Origin of the sequence: Cryobacterium sp. TMT2-10 (genome assembly GCF_004403075.1) — a bacterium.
GTDB classification, from domain to species: domain Bacteria; phylum Actinomycetota; class Actinomycetes; order Actinomycetales; family Microbacteriaceae; genus Cryobacterium; species Cryobacterium shii.
Genome location: NZ_SOGW01000072.1, coordinates 41172 through 61793 on the forward strand (window position 1 = coordinate 41172; position 20622 = coordinate 61793).

At 68.6% G+C, this 20622-nt stretch carries 18 protein-coding genes; 5 read left to right on the top strand and 13 right to left on the bottom strand.

Features of this window, described 5'->3' with window-relative positions:
• The first annotated feature begins 29 nt into the window (after positions 1–29).
• Positions 30–617, top strand: coding sequence for a heme-binding protein (locus E3T37_RS07970; protein ID WP_134366268.1), 588 nt, complete (start codon positions 30–32; stop codon positions 615–617).
• Here E3T37_RS07970 and E3T37_RS07975 read toward each other — a convergent pair.
• From E3T37_RS07975 to pflB, 4 genes are all read right to left on the bottom strand, one after another.
• On the bottom strand, positions 614–2779 hold the full coding sequence (locus E3T37_RS07975) for a transglycosylase domain-containing protein (RefSeq protein WP_160141004.1): 2166 nt from the start codon (positions 2777–2779) through the stop codon (positions 614–616). The two genes, E3T37_RS07970 and E3T37_RS07975, sit on opposite strands and share 4 nt — an antisense overlap.
• 153 nt (positions 2780–2932) lie before the next feature.
• Positions 2933–3406 (bottom strand): aromatic ring-opening dioxygenase LigA, encoded by a 474-nt coding sequence (locus E3T37_RS07980; protein ID WP_134366270.1) that lies wholly within the window; start codon positions 3404–3406, stop codon positions 2933–2935.
• A 182-nt stretch (positions 3407–3588) separates the two neighbouring features.
• A complete protein-coding gene (gene pflA, locus E3T37_RS07985; RefSeq protein ID WP_134366271.1) occupies positions 3589–4446 on the bottom strand; it encodes a pyruvate formate-lyase-activating protein in 858 nt (285 codons plus the stop codon).
• A 46-nt stretch (positions 4447–4492) separates the two neighbouring features.
• Positions 4493–6757: a formate C-acetyltransferase gene (gene pflB, locus E3T37_RS07990; protein ID WP_134366272.1), complete on the bottom strand. Its 2265-nt coding sequence runs from the start codon at positions 6755–6757 to the stop codon at positions 4493–4495.
• 321 nt (positions 6758–7078) lie between these two features.
• On the opposite strand from pflB, the gene E3T37_RS07995 reads away from it, so the two are divergent.
• From E3T37_RS07995 to E3T37_RS08010, 4 genes are all read left to right on the top strand, one after another.
• The gene (locus E3T37_RS07995) at positions 7079–7780 is read left to right on the top strand and encodes a GntR family transcriptional regulator (protein WP_134366273.1); all 702 of its coding nucleotides are present in this window, start codon (positions 7079–7081) and stop codon (positions 7778–7780) included.
• 63 nt (positions 7781–7843) lie between these two features.
• Positions 7844–9049, top strand: coding sequence for an MFS transporter (locus tag E3T37_RS08000; protein ID WP_134366274.1), 1206 nt, complete (start codon positions 7844–7846; stop codon positions 9047–9049).
• 46 nt (positions 9050–9095) lie between these two features.
• Entirely contained in the window at positions 9096–9626 is a 531-nt protein-coding gene (locus E3T37_RS08005) for a GNAT family N-acetyltransferase (RefSeq protein WP_134366275.1), read from the top strand.
• Positions 9627–9702: 76 nt separating this feature from the next.
• Entirely contained in the window at positions 9703–11115 is a 1413-nt protein-coding gene (locus E3T37_RS08010) for a phosphotransferase (protein WP_134366276.1), read from the top strand.
• A 35-nt stretch (positions 11116–11150) separates the two neighbouring features.
• Here E3T37_RS08010 and E3T37_RS08015 read toward each other — a convergent pair whose 3' ends face one another.
• From E3T37_RS08015 to E3T37_RS08055, 9 genes are all read right to left on the bottom strand, one after another.
• Positions 11151–12854: an AMP-binding protein gene (locus E3T37_RS08015; protein ID WP_134366277.1), complete on the bottom strand. Its 1704-nt coding sequence runs from the start codon at positions 12852–12854 to the stop codon at positions 11151–11153.
• A gap of 48 nt (positions 12855–12902) precedes the next feature.
• The gene (locus E3T37_RS08020) at positions 12903–14270 is read right to left on the bottom strand and encodes an ABC transporter permease (protein ID WP_255572784.1); all 1368 of its coding nucleotides are present in this window, start codon (positions 14268–14270) and stop codon (positions 12903–12905) included.
• 18 nt (positions 14271–14288) lie between these two features.
• On the bottom strand, positions 14289–14570 hold the full coding sequence (locus tag E3T37_RS08025) for a hypothetical protein (RefSeq protein WP_134366279.1): 282 nt from the start codon (positions 14568–14570) through the stop codon (positions 14289–14291).
• Positions 14567–15517, bottom strand: coding sequence for an ABC transporter ATP-binding protein (locus tag E3T37_RS08030; protein WP_198416008.1), 951 nt, complete (start codon positions 15515–15517; stop codon positions 14567–14569). Before E3T37_RS08030 ends, E3T37_RS08025 begins: the two co-directional genes overlap by 4 nt.
• A 79-nt stretch (positions 15518–15596) precedes the next feature.
• Positions 15597–16619: a non-homologous end-joining DNA ligase gene (gene ligD, locus E3T37_RS08035; RefSeq protein WP_134366280.1), complete on the bottom strand. Its 1023-nt coding sequence runs from the start codon at positions 16617–16619 to the stop codon at positions 15597–15599.
• Between the two features lie 69 nt (positions 16620–16688).
• On the bottom strand, positions 16689–18830 hold the full coding sequence (malQ, locus tag E3T37_RS08040) for a 4-alpha-glucanotransferase (RefSeq protein ID WP_134366281.1): 2142 nt from the start codon (positions 18828–18830) through the stop codon (positions 16689–16691).
• A gap of 32 nt (positions 18831–18862) precedes the next feature.
• The gene (locus E3T37_RS08045; protein WP_134366282.1) at positions 18863–19384 is read right to left on the bottom strand and encodes a hypothetical protein; all 522 of its coding nucleotides are present in this window, start codon (positions 19382–19384) and stop codon (positions 18863–18865) included.
• Entirely contained in the window at positions 19381–19872 is a 492-nt protein-coding gene (locus tag E3T37_RS08050) for a hypothetical protein (RefSeq protein WP_134366283.1), read from the bottom strand. Before E3T37_RS08050 ends, E3T37_RS08045 begins: the two co-directional genes overlap by 4 nt.
• Before the next feature lie 9 nt (positions 19873–19881).
• Complete coding sequence (locus tag E3T37_RS08055) at positions 19882–20571, bottom strand: universal stress protein (protein WP_134366284.1); 690 nt, start codon at positions 20569–20571, stop codon at positions 19882–19884.
• Positions 20572–20622: the final 51 nt, after the last annotated feature.

The window sequence follows — 20622 nt, forward strand, 5'->3', positions numbered from 1 at the left end:
AGGGAACGGCTTATGACAGAGAACGGCTCATGACAGAGCACCAGCCCTACGAGGTGCTCCGCCGATTCCCGGACTTCGAGCTCCGCCGTTATCCCGAGTACGTGCTGGTCCAGATGGAGATCGAGGGCGATTTCGCGCGGGCCGGTAATCGCGGGTTCGGCCCGTTGTTCCAGTACATCAGCGGCAACAACCAGACCGCGACCCGCATCGCGATGACCGCGCCGGTGCTCCAGGAGGCGACGTCCCCGGTCAGCCACACGGTCAGCTTCGTTCTGCCCGACGGGATGGATCCGGCCGCCGTCCCCGTGCCCCGCGACGGCCGGGTCAGCACCAAACAGGTTCCCGCACACCGGGCCGCCGCGCTCCGTTTCAGCGGCGGCTGGAGCGAGGCCCGGTTTGGGAACAACGGCGGCGCCCTTCTCGCCGCCGTGCGCCGGGAGGGCCTGACTCCGGTCGGCCGCCCCTATTTCGCCCGCTTCGATCCGCCGTGGAAGCCGGGCTTTCTCAAGCATAATGAGGCGCTCGTCGCCGTCGCCGACACCGGCACCGGCACCAGCACAGGCACAGGAACAGGCACAGACACAGGCACAGACACAGACACAGACTCGGAAGGCTAGCGGGCGGGCGGCGGCGGGGCCGGGGCCGGACCGGATTCGGGCATGTCCACCCCGCCGTACTTCGCGTTGGCGACCGACATGACGGCCGGCCACATCCGGTGCCGGGCGGTGGCCGCCGAGCCGCTGTCGAAGGTGATGCCGCGCTGGTTCGCGTCCCCGGTCACACTGACCACGGCCGCAACGGTCGCGACCCGGGAACTGGCGCCCGCCATCCAGGTGTCCTTGGCGCCGTCCGTGGTTCCCGTCTTGCCGATCATCGAGACCTTCGGCACGGTGGTGCCGTACGACGCGGTGGCGGTGCCGCCCGTCATCACCCGCTTCATGGCGAAGACCATGCCCGCGGCCACGGCCGGGGTCACGGATTCGGTGCACCGCGACGCCGGCACGGGCAATTCTTTGCCGTAGGAGTCGACGATCCGGTCGATCGCAATCGGCGAACACGTCGTGCCGCGGTTCGCGATGCCCGCGAAAGCGACGGCCATGGTCAACGGCGCCAGTTCGTTCGTGCCGATGACGGATGCCGCGGTCTGTTCCAGGGGGCCACCGTCGGCGCCGTGCACGTCGAAGGCTTCGGCCCGCTGCCGGATGTTGCACAGGTCGAGCTGCTTCGCCATCCCGATGAAGCCCGTGTTGATGGAGCCGAGCGTGGCTTCGAGTGCGCTGTAGTTGGCGCCGCTCTCCCCCTCGTCGTTCCTCGGGTTCCAGCCCTGGGAATCGTAGTTCTGTGGGCCGCGGCAGTGGTCGGCGAAGGTGCCCCAGTTCGACCTCGGCGCCGAAGCGACGCGGTTCTCCAGCCGGTGTCCGGTGGCCAGCCACTCCGCCAGCGTGAAGACCTTGTAGGTGGATCCGGGCTGGAAACCGCTCGACCCACCCTCGTTGTAGTCGGTGTTGTAGTTGATGCCGCTGTAGGTGGCGCTGGTCTCGGTCACGGCGGGATCCTGGCTGTACTGCTTGTTCTGAGTCATGGCCAGCACCCGCCCGGTGCCGACCTCCACACTGGTGATGACGGCGCCGAGGTCCCAGCCCGGGTAGGTCATCGGCACATTGGCCTTCAGAGTCGTCTCGGCCGCGTTCTGCAGGTCCAGGTCGAGGGTGGTGTAGATGTTGAAGCCGCCACGGCGGAAGTTGAGCAGGCGCGCGTCCTCATCCTCCCCGAACGTCGGGTCGTTCCTGAGCAGGTGCGTCACGTAGTCGCAGAAATAGGCGCTGCCGCCGGCGGTCTGGCAGCCGGTGCTCGGCTCAGTGATCACCGGCTCAATCGGAGCGGCGATCGCGGCCTGGTATTCGGCCGGCGTGATCTTCTTGTACTTCTGCATCTCCCGCAGGATGTAGTCGCGGCGTTCCTTGTTGGCGGCGTACCCGTTGGCCACGCCGTTCGTCGCGCTCGCCGGCAGGTCGAGCTGGAACTTGACCGGGTTGTTCACGATGGCCACGAGGCTGGCCGCCTGCGGCAGGGTCAGCGCGGCCGCGCTCGTGTTGTAGTAGTACTCCGCGGCCGCCTCGATCCCGTACACGGTGCCGCCGAACCCGATGATGTTGAGGTACTGGCGCAGGATGTCGTTCTTGGCGTACTTCTTCTCCACCCCGATGGCCAGGCGCATCTCCTTGATCTTACGGTCCGGACTGGTCTCGGTGACCGCGTCGTAACACCGCTGACGGATCCTCTGGTCGGTCATCACCTCGCACTTCTGCACCCGCACGTTCTTGACGAATTGCTGGGTGATCGACGACCCGCCCTGTGTCTCACCGCCGAGGAAGGTCTTGACGGCCGCCCGGGCGGTGCCCTGCGCGTCGACACCGCCGTGGTCGTAGAAGCGCGGGTCCTCGCTGGCGATGGTGGCGTCTTTGACGTACGGGCTGATGTTCTCCCAGGCGACCTCGATCCGGTTCTGCTCGTAGAAGGAGGCGAGCAGCACCGGTGAGCCGTCGCTGTGCGTGGCGTAGATGTTGCTCTTCTGGGACAGCCGGTCGATGGCGAGGTAATTCGGCAGATTCTCGAACACGTTGATGGTGTCGCTGGTGGCGATGCCGGTGAGGGCCACGACGGGCGTGACGGCGGCGCCGACGAGCAGACCCCCCGATACGCTGATGGCCACGAGGCCGAGGATGCCCCCGATGATTCCGCCTGCCGTCCGCCGCTCCGCGAAGCCGGACTTACCCATTCCACCACCCCAGTTCCACGCGTGCACGAATCTCCGATCATGGAACCGCGGGAGCCGGAGGGGCGCTAGGGGGTTGCAGGCGCCCTCCATCGGTGGCAGACGAAAGGCCCGGCAGCGAATGCTGCCAGGCCTTTCGAGACGGATGGACGCTGACTAGACCGTGGTGGTCTTCGACCGGGCCGGGACCAGGGTCAGGATGGACCAGCCGAACAGGCCGACCAGGACGCCGATGGCCGTTGCGAAGACGGAGACGCCGAACGCGAGGATGGAGGTGAAGAGCGAAGCGCGCAGGAGCGAGGCGGTCATGACCGTGGGGCGGGTCGGATCGTCCTGCTCGAGCTGGGCGTAGGTCTTGCCGCCGCTGGCCTTCATGGCGCGGTGGTTGATGATGTCGGCCTGCGCGAACGCGGAGAAGGGCCCGACGACGGGAGCGCCGGCCAGGAAGGATGCGTCTTCGGCGACTGTAATGTTCTCTTCGCCGAGTTGGCTGCTGACCGTGCCGTAACCGAGTCCGCCGACGACGAGGAGAAGGATGCCGCCGATCATGCCGAGCACGCCGACCAGCCGGACCATTCCCGCCTTCCCGGTGCTCAGGCCGAATGTTGCCGGGATCGTTGACGTTGTCATCGTTTTGCCTCTCGTCGTGGCACGAAAGCCGTGTCACTGTTCCGATCTCAGTTTAGAAATCCTGCAAGCGTTTTCATCGATACGCATGCACTTTGCCCCCTGACTGGGGACACAGAAAAGGCGCAGCATCTGTAAGATTCCGCGCCTTTTCTGTGTCGTTCAGGTTGGACGACCCCTTCGGGTCAGAAGACCGTCAGGCCCCGGGCCTCGAACTGGCCCCGCACTCGTTCCAGCAGGTCCTCATCCGGCGGATGGGCCCCGTGCAGCGGATACGGGATTTTCAGCCGGTCCCACTTGTCTTCCCCCATCTGGTGGAAGGGCAGGACCTCGACTCGCTCGACATTCGGCCAGCGCGACACGATCTCGGCGACGGCGTCGACATTGTCGACGGCATCCGTCAGCCCCGGCACGAGCACGAAACGAACCCAGACGGGAATATTGCGTTCTGCCAGCCGGTCACCGAAAGCGATCGTCGGTGCGAGCTCGCGCCCGGTCACCTCTTTATAGGTCTCCGGGATGCCCGACTTGACGTCGAGCAACACGAGGTCGAGGTTGTCCAACAGCTTGTCGGACGCGCTCTTGCCCAGGAACCCGGAGGTGTCCAAGGTGGTGTGCACGCCCAGCTTGTGGCACTCCTCGAACATCCGCGTCACGAACGCCGGCTGCATCAACGGTTCACCACCGGAGATGGTCAGACCGCCGCCGGTCGCGTCGAAGACGCCTTTGTAGCGCTCGACCCGCGTGACGAGGTCGTCGAGGGTAGTGAGCAACCCGTCCTTCATTTTCCAGGTGTCCGGGTTGTGGCAGTACTGGCAACGCAACAGGCACCCCGACAGGAAGAGTGTCATGCGCGTGCCAGGACCGTCAACGGCCGTGACCAGTTCCCACGAGTGGACACTGGCAACGGAACCGTTGTGGATCGCTTCCATCTCGAGGTGGTGGAGTTCAGCCAGTTCGGCCTGCTCACTGCTGACGGATGAACCGTCCACCAGGTCGATCGCCGGGCCGGCGCCGGGTAGGCCGAGGTTTACTGCTGCCATTGTCTCGTCCTACTCAGCGTCGCCGCGGGTGTGTGATCGGTGGAAATTAGTGCGAGTGGAACGTGCGGCTGATGACATCCATCTGCTGCTCGCGGGTCAGTCGAACGAAGTTCACCGCGTAGCCGGAGACGCGAATCGTCAGCTGCGGGTAGTTCTCCGGGTGTGCCATGGCGTCTTCAAGCGTGTCGCGGTTGAGCACATTCACGTTGATGTGGTAGCCGGTTGCCGACGTGAACGCGTCGATGAGGCCGACCAGGCTGGTGATCTGCTCTTCCTTGGTGTGGCCGAGACCACTGGGAATGACCGTGTTGGTCAGCGAGATGCCGTCCTGCGCTTCACTGTAGGGAAGCTTGGCGACGCTGAGCGCCGACGCGAGCATTCCGTGGGTGTCGCGGCCGTTCATCGGGTTGGCACCCGGAGCGAACGACTCGCCCGCACGGCGGCCGTCCGGCGTGTTGCCGGTGGCCTTGCCGTAGACCACGTTAGACGTGATCGTCAGGATCGACTGGGTGTGGATGGCGCCACGGTAGGTCGGGTGCTTGCGGATCATCTTCATGAACCGCTCCATCACGTCGACGGCGATGGTGTCGACACGGTCGTCGTCGTTACCGAACTGGGGGAATTCGCCCTCGATCGTGTAGTCGACAACCAGGCCGGTCTCGTCGCGCACCGGGCGGACCTTGGCGTACTTGATGGCCGACAGGGAGTCGGCGACCACGCTCAGGCCGGCGATGCCGCAGGCCAGCGTGCGAATGATCTCCTTGTCGTGCAGCGCCATTTCGAGACGCTCGTAGGCGTACTTGTCGTGCATGTAGTGAATGCAGTTCAAGGCCGTGACGTAGGTCTCGGCGAGCCATTCGAGCGTTTCCAGGTAGGCCGGGAAGACGGTGTCGTAGGACAGGATCTCTTCGTCGTTCGGCGTGGTGGCCGGGGCGATCTGCTTACCGGACACCTCGTCTTTTCCGCCGTTGATCGAGTACAGCAGCGCCTTGACGGCGTTGACGCGGGCACCGAAGAACTGCATCTGCTTGCCGACGCGCATCGGCGAGACACAGCAGGCGATCGCGGCGTCGTCACCCATCTCGGCGCGGATGATCTCGTCGGACTCGAACTGGATGGCCGAGGTGTCGATCGACACCTGGGCGCAGAAACGCTTGAAGCCGTCGGGCAGGGCGTCGCTCCAGAGAACGGTGAGGTTCGGCTCGGGTGCGGCGCCGATGTTGTACAGCGTCTGCAGGAACCGGAAGGTCGTCTTGGTGACGAGCGGGCGCCCGTCTTCACCGATGCCGGCGAGGGACTCGGTCACCCAGGTCGGGTCGCCGGCGAAGATCTCGTCATATTCCGGGGTGCGCAGGAAGCGCACGATCCGGAGCTTGATCACGAGGTCGTCGATGAGCTCCTGGGCCGTTTCCTCGGTCAGGGTGCCGGCGGCGAGGTCGCGCTCGATGTAGGCGTCGAGGAAGGCCGCGTTGCGACCGAACGACATGGCTGCACCGTTCTGCTCCTTGACGGCACCGAGGTAGGCGAAGTAGAGCCACTGCACAGCTTCGCGCGCGGTGGCGGCGGGCTTGGAGATGTCGGAGCCGTAGGTGGCCGCCATCTGCACGAGTTCCTTGAGGGCCCGGATCTGCTCCGAGTTCTCCTCGCGGGCGCGGATGACGTCTTCGGTCGAGGGCTCCATGTCGATCTCGGCGCGGTCGTTCTTCTTGCCGGCGATCAGGGCGTCGACACCGTAGAGGGCAACGCGGCGGTAGTCGCCGATGATCCGGCCACGGCCGTACGCGTCGGGCAGACCCGTGATCAGGTGGCTGCTGCGCGCACGGCGGACCGCGGGAGTGTAGGCGTCGAAGACGGCGGTGTTGTGCGTCTTGCGGTAGTCGGTGAAGATCTTCTCGAGTTCGGGAGACACGGGATAGCCGTAGGTCTCGAGCGAGGTGGCGACCATGCGCCAGCCGCCGAAGGGCATGATCGCGCGCTTGAGCGGCGCATCCGTCTGCAGGCCCACGATGACCTCGTTTGCCTGGTCGATGTATCCCGGGGCGTGAGCGGTAATGGAGGACGGCGTGGTCGCGTCTACGTCGTAGACGCCCTTACGGCGTTCCTCGGGGAACATCTCGGACAGCTTGGCCCAGATCCCCGTCGTACGGGCGGTTGCTCCGGCAAGGAAGCTCGCGTCGCCCGTGTAGGGCGTGTAATTGCGCTGAATGAAATCGCGCAGGTCGATCGAGTCCTGCCAGGGACCGGAGACGAAAGCCGGCAGGCCGGTCTCCGTCGTTCCCTTGTCGCTGCGAACACCGTCAGTAATCGTCATCTAGATTGCTCTCCTCGTGGGATCGAGACACGCCCTCCGCGGAAGTGTCTCTCCCGCGGTCGGGCGCAGAGAGCAGGATCACGAGGCTCCGGCTAATGCGACGATGCACCGTGACTTGCCCTCTGTCTCAACCCTACTCCCGTCGAGGTGCCCGGCAGCGTATTCCTCGCGTTCTGGCTCTTCCGTGCTTTTTCGCGTGCCACGCACGCGCGCGGTTAAAAGGATGGCCACTCCCGATCCGGGTCCCGATAAGTGCCCGAAACAACTCGAAACTGCGTAAAACTTTGCATCTATTGATGTATTTATGACTAGAATCGAGTTATGAGTTTCCTCCTGGAGTCCCGCGCGCCCGGCGCCGGTTCGGCGACGGCCGGCTCCTCCACCGCGGGTGCCTCCGCCGTGGGCCGCGTCTACGCGAAGGTGGCCGAGGGGATCATCTCGGGGGCACTGCCGGCGAGCTCCTTCATCACCGAAGGCGAGGTCGCCGAGGCGCTCTCCGTCAGCCGCACCCCCGTGCGAGAGGCCTTCCTCACCCTCCAGGCGCACGGTCTGCTCACGCTCTTCCCCAAGAAGGGCGCGGTCGTCACCGCGGTGGACGACGCAGAGACGGCCGAGCTGCTTCAGGTGCGCGTGATGCTCGAGACCGCCGCTGTCCCCCGCCTGGCCGAGCGGCCGCAGGACATCCCGGCCGTGGACGCCGAGCTGCAGGACCTGATCGGGGTGCAGCTGGATGCCGCCGCCGCCGGCGACCTGCTCACGTTCGCCCGCGCAGACCACCGATTCCACACCCGCATCGTCGACGAGACCCGCAACCGGGTCATCGACGACATGTACACGCGGCTGGGGCCGCGGCTCGAGCGCCTCATCCACCGGGCCGCCAGCCGGGATCCCCGCAACCTCGACCGACTCGTCGCCGAGCACAGGGTGCTGGCCGGGCACCTGCGCGCCGGTGACACCCCGTCCTACGAGATCGCCCTCCGCCAGCACGTGGAGGACGGTCATCACGCGCACCTCGCGCCCTGATCCTCCGCGCCGTCCATCCGCATCTTCCTCCGCATCCCCGCAGCACACGTTCCAGAAAGATTCATGACTTCCCGCCGTACCGTTCCACCTTGGCAACTCGCCGCACCCGCCCTCTTCGTCATGGCCTGGGGCGGGAACCATTTCACCCCCCTTCTGCACATGTACGAGTCGCTCGGCCACTACTCCGCCGTGATGGCCGATCTCTTCCTCGGTTTCTACGTGGTCGGCCTGATCCCCGGACTACTGCTGGCGGGGGCGCTGTCGGACCGGTACGGCCGCAAACCGCTGTCGGTTGCCGGCGTGCTGATCGGAATCGCGGCCAGCATCCTTCTCGGCCTCGGCTTCACGAGCGGCATCATGCTCTCGCTGGGACGGTTGCTGGCCGGCCTGAGCGTGGGCGTCGCCATGAGCGTGGGAACCGCCTGGCTCAAGGAGCTCTCCGGCCCGCCGTTCGACCGCCGAGCCGGCCGCACCGCCGGCGCCCGGCGGCCCGCCCTCACTCTCACGCTCGGCTTCGGGCTCGGCGCGGGGGTGGCCGGCGGTCTGGCCCAGTGGGGGCCGCTGCCGACGCTGACCCCGTACCTGGTGCACATCGTTCTAAGCCTGCTGGTTCTCCCCTGGCTCGCCCGGGCCCCCGAAACCGTTCCTCACCACCGGGCACACCGCCCGTTCTGGCAGGACCTCGCTGTTCCGCTCGCCGGTCACCGCCGGTTCCTGCGGCTGATCGCGCCCTCCGCGCCCTGGGTCTTCGGTGCCGCCGGAATCGCCTATGCGATCATGCCCAAGCTCGTGGAAGACCGGCTGGGCGACTTCAACCTGGCCTATGCGACGCTCCTCACCGTAGTCACCCTCGGCACCGGCGCCCTCGTGCAGCCGCAGGTGGCCCGCATCAACCGGGTCACCGGCGGGCAGGCACTCGTGGCCGGCATGTCGGTGATGCTGCTGGGCGTGCTGTTCTCGGTGATCACGGCCATCGTGCGCTCTCCCGTTCTCGCCCTTCTCACGGCCGTGGTGCTCGGCGCCGCCTACGGGATCAGCATCGTCGCCGGCCTGGTCGAAATCCAACGGATCTCGACCCCCGCCAACCTCGCCGGACTGACCGGGGTGTACTACAGCCTGACCTACATCGGATTCCTGCTGCCGGTCGTGTTCGCCTGGCTCAACTCGGTTGCCGATTACACCACTCTGATGTCCATCCTGATGGTCGTCTGCCTGCTCTGCCTCATCCTGGTGACGCACGAAAGCCGCCGCGGCTCCGCACCCCGGTGAACCGGCCACGCGGTGCGGCCCGTCCCCATTCGGTATCCTCCTGTCTATGCGCTATTCCCTCCGGCCCCTCCGTGCCGACGACTCCGACTCGCTGCTCGCGCTCAACAACACCGCCGTTCCGGCCGTCAACCCCCACGATGAGAGCAGTCTGGCCGCGCTCCTGGCGGCGAGCAGCCTGGCAATCGCGGTGGTGGAGGACAGCCGGCCGGACGAGATTCTCGGCTTCGCGGTGGTCTTCGCCGTGGCCGCCGACTATGCCAGCGAGAACTATCGCTGGTTCTCGGCCCAATCCGATGATTTCCTCTACGTCGACCGCATCGTGGTCTCGTCCGACGCCCGGAACCGGGGCCTCGGCCGGGTGCTGTACGCGGCCATCTTCGAGGCCGCCCGCGCCGCCGAAGTCTCCCGGGTGTTCTGCGAGGTCAACGTCGCGCCGCCCAACCCCCGGTCCCTGGCTTTCCACGCCCGCCTCGGCTTCGGCGAAATCGGCCGTCAGTCGACCAAGAACGACACGGTGGTCGTGTCCCTGCTCTCGGCGTCCGCGGAGGTCCGCCCGGAGCTCCCGGTCCCGGCCTGAGCCACCGGCGCGGTGATCGTACCGGTCCCGGCCGGGAGCTGTCACGGCGCACCCCCCGCAGGCGTACGCTGGCGCTATGACTGAAGATGGTCGCGGAATTGCACTTCCGGACTCCCTCGACCACTGGGCCGCGGCCCAGCGCTGGTTCGGCGGCACGGGCCGCATTCCGGCCCTCGTCGGAATCGGCAGGTGGACTCTCCCCACGGATGAGTCCGGCGTGCTCATCCGCACCGAACTGGTCGTGGATTCCACGGCCGTGCCCCCCACGCTCTACCAGGTGCCCCTGACCGAACGGGTGAACCCCCTGCCCGGCGGCGAGCACGCGCTGATCGGGATGCTCGGCGATGCCTACGTCTACGACGGCCCCGTCGACGCCGCGTATTCCCGGGCTCTGTTGCGCTTCATCCTGGAGGAGAAATCCTCCCCGGGTGCCCGGGGAGAACTCCTGTTCGAGGGCGAGTCTGCTCTTCGGCCGCCGACGATGGCGTCCAGCCGCGTTCTCAGCGGCGAACAGTCGAACACCTCGATCATCTACGACTGCATCGGCGACGACGGCCGGCCGGCGCAACCCATCATCTGCAAGGTCTTCCGCGCGGTGCACGACGGTGAGAATCCGGACATCTCGGTGCAGTCCGCCCTGGCCAGGGCCGGTTCCCGCCATGTGCCCGAACCGGTCGGCTGCGTCGTCGGCCACTGGCAGGACCCGGCCGCACCCGGCACGGTCCTGACGGGGCACCTCGCCTTCGCCCAGGAATTCCTGCCCGGGGTCGAGGATGCCTGGCGCTCGGCACTGCGGGAAGCCGCGGCCGGAACGGATTTCACCGTTCAGGCTCGAGAGCTGGGCGAGGCGACCGCCGCCGTGCACGCGGACCTGGCCAGTGTCATGCCCACCCGCGACGCCACCCCGGCGGTCATCGCGGCCGAACTCGACAGCATGCGCGAGCGGTTTCTCAGCGCCGCCACCGAAGTGCCGGCCCTGGCCGGATTCCGCACCGCGATCGAGGCCGTGCTCGAGCGGGCCCGACTCGTGCCGTGGCCGAGGCTGCAGCGCATCCACGGCGACTACCACCTCGGCCAGGTGCTCGAGGTGCCCGGTCGCGGCTGGGTTCTGGTCGACTTCGAAGGCGAACCCCTGCGCCCGCTGGCGGACCGCACTCAGCCGGATGTCCCGCTCAAGGACGTCGCCGGCATGCTGCGCTCATTCTCGTACGTGGCCGGCACGGCCCGGCAGTCCTACCCCGCGCACCGGGCCGAGGAGGCCGATGACTGGGCCTCCGCCTGCCGGCAGGCGTTCCTCGAGGGCTACGCCGTCCGGTCTGGGACGGACCTGCAGGAACAGAAGGCGCTCCTGGACGCTTTCGAACTGGACAAGGCCCTCTACGAGGCGGTCTACGAGACCCGTAACCGGCCGTCCTGGCTTCCCATCCCGCTGGCGGCGATCAGGGCGCTGGCTGCGGAGGTCACCGCGCGGAGCATCGAAGCCCGTTAGCGGGATGCCGGCCTTCCGCGCCACCGTTTCAGCCGCTACCGTTTCAGCTCGGGGAACTGGTCGTCCCGCCACTCGCCCGGCAGACGCACCCCCTGTTCAGCGGCGGCGTCCTCACGCATCCGGAGTTCGACCCGCCTGATCTTGCCGGAACTGGTCTTGGGCAGCTCGTAGAACTCGACCCGCCGCACCCGCATGTACGGCGGCAGGCCGGTGCGGGCATGGCGCAGCACCGAGAGGGCCGTCTCCCCGTCGGCGTCCCAGCCGGCCGCCAGGGCGACGTAAGCCTTCGCGATGTTGAGCCGGGTGTCGTCCGGAGCCGGTACGACGGCCGCTTCGGCCACCGCCGGGTGCTCGAGCAGCACGCTCTCGACCTCGAACGGGGAGACCTTGTAGTCGGAGGACTTGAAGATGTCGTCGGTGCGTCCGATGAAGGTGATGTAGCCGTCGGAGTCCCGGCTGGCGACATCCCCGGTGTGGAAATACCCGTCGCGCACGGCTTCGGCGGTGCGTTCGGGGTCGCCGTGATAGCCGGCCATCAGGTTCACCGCGGCGCGGGACAGGTCCAGGCAGATCTCGCCCTCCTCGGTGACCTCCCCGGTGATCGGGTCGAGCAGGGTGACGGCCACCCCGGGCAGGGGCAGCCCCATCGAGCCGGCCTTGAGGATCGACCCGGGTGCGTTCCCCACGATCGCCGTCGTCTCGGTCTGGCCGTAGCCGTCACGGATGGTGAGTCCCCACGCGCGCTGGATCTGGGTGATGACCTCCGGGTTCAGCGGCTCACCGGCGGCCAGGATCTCACGCAGGCCCAGGGGCTTGACGCCGAGGTCTGACTGGATCAGCATCCGCCAGACGGTCGGCGGGGCGCAGAACGTCGTGACCTTCGCGCGGTGCAGCTGGTCGGCGAGGGCGAACGGGTCGAACCGGCCGTAGTTGTAGACGAAGACGGTCGCCTCGGCGATCCACGGGGAGAAGAAGCTGCTCCAGGCATGCTTGCCCCAGCCGGGCGAACTGATCGCCAGGTGCACGTCGCCGGGGCGGAGCCCGATCCAGTACATCGTGGTCAGGTGGCCCACCGGGTAGGAGGTCTGGGTGTGCACGACCATCTTCGGCTTGCTGGTGGTGCCGGACGTGAAGTAGATCAGGGACGGGTCATCGGATGCCACGACGACCGCGCACTTCTCCGCCACGACCAGATCGGCGTCCGCGTAGTCGGCCCAGCCCTCCGCGGGTTCGCCGACGCAGATGCGGGAGTAGTCGCCCGCGACCGTGTCGAACTTGGCCGCGTCGTGAGCGTTCGCGATGACGTGGCCGACTCCCCCGCGCGCCACCCGGTCGGCCAGGTCGTGGGCGGACAGCACGGTGGAGGTCGGCAGGATGACCGCGCCCACCTTCATGATGGCCAGCATCAGTTCCCACAGTTCGACCTGGTTGCCCAGCATCAGCATCACGTGGTCGCCGTGGCCGACGCCGTGCCGGGTGAGCCAGGTCGCGACCTGGTCAGACCGGGCCAGCATCTCGGCGAAACTGACCTTCAGCTCACGGCCGTCCTCCTCGACGATCCACAGGGCGGTCTTGTCGTTCCCCGCGGCCATCACGTCGAACCAGTCGGTCGCCCAGTTGAAGTGAGCACCCACATCCGGCCACTCGAACTCGGCGGCGGCTTGCGCGTGGACGTCCCGAAGCTGAAGGAGTCGGTCGCGCGCGTCGCGGAAGCTGGTGGTGCTCTGGGGGTTGGTCACCCATCCATCTTCCTCGGTTCGAATACCCGGAACGGCATACGACACCCGTCAGCTGCGGCGGGGATCCCACCGGAAGAACCGTACGGCCAGCGCGCCGGCTCCGGCCGACCAGGCAGCCAGCACCGCGAGATTGCCCCACGCCACGACCGGTCCGGCCGGATCCCAGGCAGCCGTGAGCGCGTTCTGCAGGTTCCTCAGGGGGAAGACCGAGCCGACGGCACCCATCCATTCCGGCCCGGCGCCGACCAAAAAGATGTCGGAGAAGAAGGCCAGCACGAACAGGACCATCAGGCCCACCGCCCCGACGGCCCGGGAATTGGGCACCAGGGCCGCCAGCAGGAACCCGCAGGCCGCGATCGACGGGGTTCCCACGATGATCACCACGAGTTCCAGTGCGAGGCCGGCCGCGGGGATGCGGAGCCCGAAGAAGACAGCGCCGACGGACAGCACCAGCACGGCTACCAGGAGAGTCAGGCCCAGCACGGCCACGGTGCCGCCGGCCAGATAGTGGCGCGCCGGAAGCGGGGTGCCGCGCAGTCGTTTGAGCACGCCTCGGTCGCGGGCCCGCGCGAGGGCCTCAGGCATATTCATGAACACGGCCGTGCCGGTGCCCCAGGTGATCATGCTCGCCGCGTAGAAGATCGCGAACGGGATGCCGCCCATCGGCTGGACACTGCCCCCGAAGACCGTCAGGAACAGCCCGTAGAGCCCGACCGGCACGAGCACCAACAGCACCGAACCCGGGTCACGCCAGGTCGCGCGGTTCGCGGCGCGCGCCTGGTCGAACACCAGCCGCGCCGCCGAGGGACGCCCGACCGAGGTCGCCGCGGTAGTCGAGGTCGCTGAGGTCGCCGCGGTCGCCGCGTCCCCGGGGCGGCGGGCGGCACGCACCCGCGTGGCGCCCGGCCGATCCGCTCGCGGTTCCCAGCGAAAGGCCCGTGAAGCCACGACCGCACCGGCCAGTCCCCAGGCGAGCAGGATCCCGAGCGCCGGGAGGTCCCAGCCGGCACCGGTCGCATACGGGTCGAACTGGTCCGTGAGGGCGTCCGCGTAGGGTTTCAGCAGAAACACGGATGCGATCCGGGTCAGCCCGGCCGGGAGCTCGCCGCCCACAAACAACAGGCCGGAGATGAACGCGAGCACGATGGCGCTGCCGATCGACAGGGCCTGGCCCAGTGCCGCGGTCGAGGACACCGCGGCAATGGCCAGGCCGAGTGCGGCGAAGGCGGCTATGCCCACCAACAGGGTCACCGTCAGGGCCGGCAGGACCTCGGCTCGGAGCTGCACGTCGTAACCCAGCACGGCGACGCCGAGCGTGAGCAGCAGGGATGCCGTCGAGTAGAGCACGGCCGCGGCGATCTGACCGGCCAGATAGGTCCAGGCCGGGAGCGGGGTGCCGCGCAGGCGTTTCAGGATGCCGGCGTCCCTGGCCTCCTACAGTGTCGTTCCGAGGGTGGGATAGGTGCCGAAGAAGGTTCCCATCGCGACGGCGACGGGGGTGGCGAACTGCATCACGCGCACGCCGGACCCCGGGCCGAGGTATTCGTTGCCTGCGACGATGCCGATCACGACGAGCCAGACCAGGGACATGGCAAACGTGAAGATCAGCACGGTCGGCGACCGCCACAATGCCACGACGGCATAGCCGAGCTGCCCCAGGACCAGGCGGACCGTGCCCGGGCGGCCGATGTCGATCCGGGTCGCGGCGGAGGTCATGGCCGGGGCTCCCCGGATGCCGCCTCCGCCGCGTCCGCCGCATCGGCACCCCCGATCAGCGACAGGTACGCGTCCTCGAGCGAGGGGCGGCGCACGCTCAGCGCCGGCAGTTCGCTGCCCAGCCCCAGCGCCCAGCCGGTCAGGGCGTGCACCACCGCGGCGGGGTGGTCCGTGGCCACCTCCCAGTCGGCCCCGTGGGGCAACGGCCGGGACTCGAGGGCCGGCAGGTCCCGCGGCTCGGCGCCCTCCGGCAACCGGAAGGAGACGACGGCGGCGTGCTGCTCGGCGGCGAGAGCGGCCGGCGTGCCGAGTGCCACGAGCCACCCGCGCACGATCACGGCCACCCGGTCCGCCAGGTGCTCGGCCTCGTCAAGGTAGTGCGTGGTGAGCAGAACCGTCTTACCCATTTCCCGCAGTCCCTCCACCAGGTCCCAGGCCCGCAGACGTGCGGACGGGTCGAACCCGGTCGTGGGTTCGTCGAGGAAGAGGACCTCGGGGTCACCCACCAGGCCCAGCGCGAGGTCCAGGCGCCGGCGCTGCCCGCCGGACAGGGTCTTGACGCGCGCATTCCTCTTCTCGGCCAGCCCGACCTGCCCGATCACGGCGTCGGCATCGCGCCGACGCGGGTACAGTCCCCGGTAGAGGCGCACCAGCTCGCCGACCGTGAAGTCCTCGTCGAAGCCTGCCTCCTGAAGCACGATCCCGATGCGTTCCCGAAACGCCCGCCCGCCGGTTTCGGGATCGAACCCGAGCACATCCACCGTTCCGCCGTCGCGGGTGCGGTGCCCCTCGAGGATCTCCACGGCCGTGGTCTTCCCGGCCCCGTTCGGGCCGAGGAGGGCGAAAATCTCTCCCTGCTCGATGGAGAAAGACAGGTCGTCGACAACCGTCAGTCCGCCGTATTGTTTCCGAAGCCCGTTGACGTTGACCACACTCACGGCAATCACTCCCCTGCCTTCGGCATTTTCCCCGAGGATAAACCGGGCCCCGCGCCGTCGCTAGGCGCCTCTGCGCCCGATCGACCGTTCAGCCGGGCTTGCGAGCGCGACTGGGCTGCACCCGGGGCGGCTCGCCGGGCATCTTCGGGAAGTCCGGGGGAAACGGCATTTCGCCGAGCCCGTCGGCGAGGTCACGGTCCCACCAGCCGAGGAGGGTGTCGATCGTGCCGGGGCGCGCCTGCAGATCCGCCCACGGGTCCCCGGTGCGCCGGAGCCGCTCGGGCACCGTGACGATGGTGAAGTCGCCGGGGGCGACGTGTGCGAGCTCGGACCAGGCGAGCGGGCAGGAGACCGGCGCCTGCGGGAGCGGCCGCGGGCTGTAGGCCCCCGCCATCGTGCGGTCGCGGTTGGCCTGGTTGAAGTCGACGAACACCCGTTTCCCCCGTTCCTCCTTCCACCAGGACGTCGTGACGGTGCGCGGCAGGCGGCGCTCGAGCTCGCGGGCCGCCGCGATCACGGCGTGGCGCACGTGCAGGAACTCGTGGGTGGGCTCGATCGGAGCGAAGATGTGCAGCCCGCGGCTGCCGGAGGTCTTCACGAAAGCGGTCAGGCCGGCCTCCGCCAGCACCATGCGGAGTTCCCGGGCGACCGGAACGGCGTCGAAGAAGTCGGTTCCCGGCTGCGGGTCGAGGTCGATCCGCAGCTGGTCGGGGTTGTCGGGGTTGCCCGCGCGGGAGGCCCAGGGGTGGAAGACGAGGGTGTTCATCTGGACCGCCCAGACGGCCGCCGCCGGCTCGTCGATCACGAGTTGCGGATGCGAGCGGCCGCTGGGATACACCACGGTCACCGACCGCACGAAATCCGGCGCCCCCTGCGGCGGGTTCTTGGAGAAGTACTGCTCCCCGTCGATGCCCCCGGGAAAACGCTGAAGCGAGATCGGACGGTCCCCGTTGGCCAGGGTGAAGGCCTCACCCACGTCGACGAGATAGCGGGCGAGGTCGAGTTTGGTCAGGCCGAGGTCCGGCCAGAGGATTCTGTCCGGACTCGTGATGCGCACGTCACGGGTGCCGTGGGGTCCCGGCACGGGAAGGAGAACGGCGGGGCCGGCCATGACCACACTGTAGTCACGGCTGGCCGGCTCCGCCACGGCCGGCCGGCCACCGGGTCAGCCGCCGCAGGGTCAGGGAGTGATCGCCCTGACCAGGGCTGCGAACCGCGGGTTCGCGGGCAGGTCTTCGATCAGCACGAGGTCCAGATCCGGCCCGGCCAGCGGAATCCGCCAGTTCGGGTACTCGTCCGTCGTCCCCGGCTGGTTCTGCGTGCGCCTCTCCCCGACCGCATCCACCAGGGCCACGCCCAGGAGCAACGACGGCGTCAGCGCGGTGTACGCGTACAGCGCCTCCACCGTCTGCTGCACCGGAAGGGCCGGGCCGTCCTCGGTCGTCGGCAGCAGTCCCCGCTCGCGCACAGCGGCGAACATGGTTGCCTGCTCGGCGCGGTCGGCTTCCCGTTCCTCGGCCACCGGGCGACCCAGCAGGCCGAGCGATTCGCGCAGGGTGACGTGGTCGCCGGCCAGGTAGCCGGCCGTCGGCGGCAGGTCGTGGGTGTTCACACTGGTCAGGCACTGCTGGCGGTAGTGCTCCGGGGGCACGGGCACGCCGTTGTCCCGCTCGAACCACAGGATCGAGGTGCCGAAGATGCCGCGTTCGGCCAGGTAGTCCCGCACCCAGGGCTGGAAGACGCCCAGGTCCTCCCCGATCACGATCGCGTCGGCGCGCTGGGCTTCGAGGGCCAGGATGCCGATCAGCGCCTCGTGGTCGTAGTGCACGTAGGTGCCTTCGCCCGGGCCTCCGCCGGCCGGGATCCACCAGAGCCGGAACAGCCCGAGGATGTGGTCGATCCGCAGGCCGCCCGCGTGACGCAGGATGCTGCGGAGCATGTCCCGATAGGCGGCGTAGCCCGATTCGGCGAGCCGGCCCGGGTGCCACGGCGGCTGGGACCAGTTCTGGCCCTGCTGGTTGAACATGTCCGGCGGCGCGCCAACGGTCATGCCCTGGGCGAGCACGTCACGCAGGGTCCACGCATCGGACCCCGTGGTCTGCACGCCGACGGCCAGGTCGTGCATGATGCCGATGGACATCCCGGCATCCGTCGCGGCCCGCTGTGCGGTCTCCAACTGCTGGTCGCAGAGCCACTGCAACCAGCTGTGGAACTCGACCCGTCCGGCCAGCCCGTCCCGGTGCGCGGCGGCGAACGGGCCCTGCGGGCCGCGCGGCTCGATGCTCCACTCCGCGGCGTCGACGGGGAAGCGTTCGGACAGGGCGCACCAGAGGGCGAAGTCCGAGAGTCCCTGCCCCTGCTCGGCGCGGAACGTGTCGAACTGCTGCGCGCGGGCCGGGCTGCGGGGCACCTCGTGGATGGCTTCCAGGGCGGTCAGTTTGGCGGCGTAGGCGGAATCCCGGTCGAGCCGGTCCACGTTCAGGTTGGCCGGATGCTGCCGGGCGGCCAGGGCTTCCACGACCGAACGCGCCTCGGCGGGGAGGTAGGCGTATTCGGCCACGTCCTCCACCCGGATGTAGAGCGGGTGGAAGAATCGCCGGCTGGACGGCAGGTACGGGGAGGGCTCGACCGGCGGCGCGGGCTCGGAGGCGTGGAGGGGATTGACCAGAACGAAGCCGGCACCGTACTGGGAGCCGGAGATCGCGGCCAGGTCGCCCAGGTCGGCGAAGTCACCGATCCCCCAGGAGCGGGAGGAGCGCACCGAGTAGAGCTGTGCCATCAGGCCCCAGTCGCGGCGCCCGGCGGCGAGCCAGGGGGTCCGGAGCCGGGCCGGGGTGACGACGAGCACGGCCTCCCCGGTGCGGCCGTCGTCGTCGGCGTGCAGGGTGTGCCAGCCCAGGGGAAGTCCGGTCGGAATGGTGAAGGCGAGCCGGCTGACGGGCCGGCCGTCGACGTCGCGCGTCTCCCCCGCGTCGCCGTGCTGCGGCACCTCGAAGCGGGCGCCGTCCTCGGCGATGATCCAGACCGATGTGGCGGAGCCCTGGCGCGCGTGGACGGGCAGCTCGAATTCGCTGCCCTCGCGGATGACGACGCTCGGCGGCAGCAGCCGGCGCCACGGCGCCAGGCGCTGCTCGGCCAGGGACGACTCGATCTCGACGCCCGTTCCGGCTGCGACGCCCAGCGCGGTCAGCACGCCCCGGAGGGTGCGGCTCTCGATCGGACGTTCCACGCCGTCCCAGCCGCAAAATGAGGTGTCGACCCCGAGTAGCCGTGCCAACTCCACCAGCGCCGCCGGAGTGCCGTCGATCTGTTCGTGTTTCATGGTCCAACTCTACGGGCCGGCATCGCCCCGGATTACTGCCCCGAACGGCCCTGAGCCAGCGGGAACAGCGGGCGGCAGGTCGTGCACACTTCACCGTCTGCACCGGTGGTGGCGTCGTGCTCGCTCTGCAGCCTTTCGCGCAGGGCCCACACCAGCAGCACCACGGCCGCGACCGCCACCACGGGGCGCACGAATCCCTCGAGCAGCGGCACCGCCGTGCGCAGATCGGTCGAGAGCGACAGTGCGATCAGGCCGAGCACGGGCCAGCGCAGATCGCACATGGTGGCCTCCGCGCCGATTGGCGCGTCGACGTAGCCGGCGACGACCAGGCCGACCAGCCCCGAGCCGACCACGGTGAGCAGATACCCCCACCACGCACCGGGGAAGACAATCGCGCCATCGATCACCGAGAGGGTACCCGACACGATGGTCAGCCCGACGAGCGCGGCGGCGGCCACGCCGGCGGCAATCAGCCGGCGTGGCACCGACCAGGATCGGAGTTCTCCGAACAGGACCGTGATGCTTGTGATGCCGGTGATTCCGGTGACGCTCATACTGTGGCTGACTCCTTGTCGGGTGCTGCGGCGGTGAGCCGGCAGGAATTTTCGCGGGTGAGGCGCGCCCGGAGCGCCCAGCCGAGCAGCGCGATGGACGCGGCGGCGAGGTAGGGCTGGACCGGTTCGAAGAACTGCAGGGCGCCGGTGGTGCCGAGCGCGAGGAGAACGATCTTGTTGCACACCGGGCAGCCGACCGCGAAGAAGGTGATCAGCCATCCGGCCAGGCCGAGGCGCCCCTCCGCCTTTCCGGGCTCCGCACCGTCCGGATAGGCGACGTAGGTGGCGGTGACGAGGCCGGCCAGGATCGCGCTGAGCAGGAGCACTGGCCAGGACCACATTGTCGGGGGGACCTCGCGGGCGAAAAAGGGCGTGTCGATCAGGTCGGTCGGGATCGCGATCACGAGGACCGTCACGATCGCGCTCAACAGGGCCACGCCCCAACGCCGAGCGGGCCAGCGTCGCAGGGCGTTCCATCCGATTCGCATTTTTATACCCTACGGGGTATTTTCCCGAGTGCCAAGCCCCGTCGCATCCGTCGTCGTCGCCGCCGCAAGCCGGGCCGGAGGAATGATCAAACCCGGGATCGGCGACCTCTCGGCCACCCGATTCGTCACGCTGCCGAGGGGTGACTGCCGGCGCCGATGCGAGCCCAGGACGATCAGGTCGTAGTGCCCGGACGCCGCGCTGAGAGCGATCTGCTCGGCCGCCCCGCCGCTCGCCCGGGCGCTGTGCGGACGCAGGCCCATCGCCGAGAGGGTGCGCACGGCAGCGGCCTGGGCATCTCCGATGATCCGGTCCAGCCGGGCGGCGGATGCGCCGAACGCCGTGTCGTAGTCAAGGGTCGTCAGCAGCGTGACGGAGCTAAGCCGCGCCCCAAACATGGTCGCGGCGGCCACGACGGCATGGGTGGCGGCGTCGGAGCCGTCGATGCCGGCCAGCATCCGAATCCGATCGGTGAGGAGCTGATCGGTGCGAGGCTGATCGGTGATTTCCACCGTCTTGAGAACCGGGATCTGCCGCTCCAGGTAGGCCCCCAGTCCGGCCAGGGCGATCGCGAACGGGCCTGCGGCGACGCCGAGTACGAGCCAGATTACGACGTCGTGGCCCCGCCGGATCATCACCAGCGCCACGGAGAGACCGACCAGGATCCAGCCGACCAGCACAATCATGATGACCTGCCACATGCCGTCAGCATGGGCGGCCTGCGCCCAACCCGCAAGTGCCGGGTCGCACGT

What these genes read in the sequence shown, in the direction of transcription:
- E3T37_RS08010 (WP_134366276.1), top strand. Translation starts at nt 9,703, where the DNA reads ATGACTGAAGATGGTCGCGGAATTGCACTTCCGGACTCCCTCGACCAC.
- E3T37_RS08005 (WP_134366275.1), top strand. Translation starts at nt 9,096, where the DNA reads ATGCGCTATTCCCTCCGGCCCCTCCGTGCCGACGACTCCGACTCGCTG.
- pflA (WP_134366271.1), bottom strand. Translation starts at nt 4,446, where the DNA reads ATGGCAGCAGTAAACCTCGGCCTACCCGGCGCCGGCCCGGCGATCGAC.
- E3T37_RS08055 (WP_134366284.1), bottom strand. Translation starts at nt 20,571, where the DNA reads ATGTGGCAGGTCATCATGATTGTGCTGGTCGGCTGGATCCTGGTCGGT.
- pflB (WP_134366272.1), bottom strand. Translation starts at nt 6,757, where the DNA reads ATGACGATTACTGACGGTGTTCGCAGCGACAAGGGAACGACGGAGACC.
- E3T37_RS08045 (WP_134366282.1), bottom strand. Translation starts at nt 19,384, where the DNA reads ATGAGCGTCACCGGAATCACCGGCATCACAAGCATCACGGTCCTGTTC.
- E3T37_RS07995 (WP_134366273.1), top strand. Translation starts at nt 7,079, where the DNA reads ATGAGTTTCCTCCTGGAGTCCCGCGCGCCCGGCGCCGGTTCGGCGACG.
- malQ (WP_134366281.1), bottom strand. Translation starts at nt 18,830, where the DNA reads ATGAAACACGAACAGATCGACGGCACTCCGGCGGCGCTGGTGGAGTTG.
- E3T37_RS08025 (WP_134366279.1), bottom strand. Translation starts at nt 14,570, where the DNA reads ATGACCTCCGCCGCGACCCGGATCGACATCGGCCGCCCGGGCACGGTC.
- E3T37_RS08000 (WP_134366274.1), top strand. Translation starts at nt 7,844, where the DNA reads ATGACTTCCCGCCGTACCGTTCCACCTTGGCAACTCGCCGCACCCGCC.
- E3T37_RS07980 (WP_134366270.1), bottom strand. Translation starts at nt 3,406, where the DNA reads ATGACAACGTCAACGATCCCGGCAACATTCGGCCTGAGCACCGGGAAG.
- E3T37_RS08050 (WP_134366283.1), bottom strand. Translation starts at nt 19,872, where the DNA reads ATGCGAATCGGATGGAACGCCCTGCGACGCTGGCCCGCTCGGCGTTGG.
- ligD (WP_134366280.1), bottom strand. Translation starts at nt 16,619, where the DNA reads ATGGCCGGCCCCGCCGTTCTCCTTCCCGTGCCGGGACCCCACGGCACC.
- E3T37_RS07970 (WP_134366268.1), top strand. Translation starts at nt 30, where the DNA reads ATGACAGAGCACCAGCCCTACGAGGTGCTCCGCCGATTCCCGGACTTC.
- E3T37_RS07975 (WP_160141004.1), bottom strand. Translation starts at nt 2,779, where the DNA reads ATGGGTAAGTCCGGCTTCGCGGAGCGGCGGACGGCAGGCGGAATCATC.